A 545-nucleotide genomic window follows, 5' to 3' on the forward strand; every position below is an offset into this window, starting at 1 on the left:
CCAACGAGGCATCCTTCCCGGCGATGAAGATGCCGGTGTCGACACCCGCATCCGGCGGGCGCGAAAAGATCGCGTCCTGGACCAGGCCTGTCACTTCGGCGAGGCTTACATCGACATAGGGGACGACGGCGTCGAAGCCTGCGTCGAGCGCCATGTTCACGTCGAAGGGGCTCATCTGCTTCAACGGTGTCAGCATGTGCAGGATGTGTTTGCGGGCCATTTCTTGCCTTTCTGCCTGAAACGGGAGCGTCAGCTGCCGACGAGATTCAGCCTGGTTGAGCTGATCTTCGCGCCGGAGTTCCTGCCCTTGACGATCTTGATCTCAAGGCCGTCCTCAATTGTCGTCTTCCGAACCGCGTCGACGAACTTGAGTGCGGCGTCATGTGATGGCGCGAAGGCAAAGCCTGTCGGCCCCCAGGAACTCTGGCCGATGCCGACGGCGCCTGCTTCATTGAGACGGTGGGCCGCCATCTCGACCCGCTTCGAGGTGAACACGCCGCCCTGCGCCGGGGCGAAATGGCTGCCGATCAGCATCTGTATCGCGG

General features: G+C 62.2%; 1 protein-coding gene and 1 pseudogene. Both read right to left on the reverse strand.

Features of this window, described 5'->3' with window-relative positions; all coding sequences use genetic code 11:
- A partial coding sequence (locus EN939_RS37265) for a methylene-tetrahydromethanopterin dehydrogenase N-terminal domain-containing protein (RefSeq protein ID WP_272483149.1) occupies positions 1-220 on the reverse strand: 220 nt, incomplete at its 3' end.
- Positions 221-249: 29 nt separating this feature from the next.
- Positions 250-545 (reverse strand): annotated as a pseudogene (locus EN939_RS37270) (GHMP kinase); the annotation flags it as partial.

It is taken from the genome of Mesorhizobium sp. M7A.F.Ca.CA.002.05.1.1 (assembly GCF_003998335.1).
In the GTDB taxonomy this organism is placed as follows: Bacteria; Pseudomonadota; Alphaproteobacteria; order Rhizobiales; family Rhizobiaceae; genus Mesorhizobium.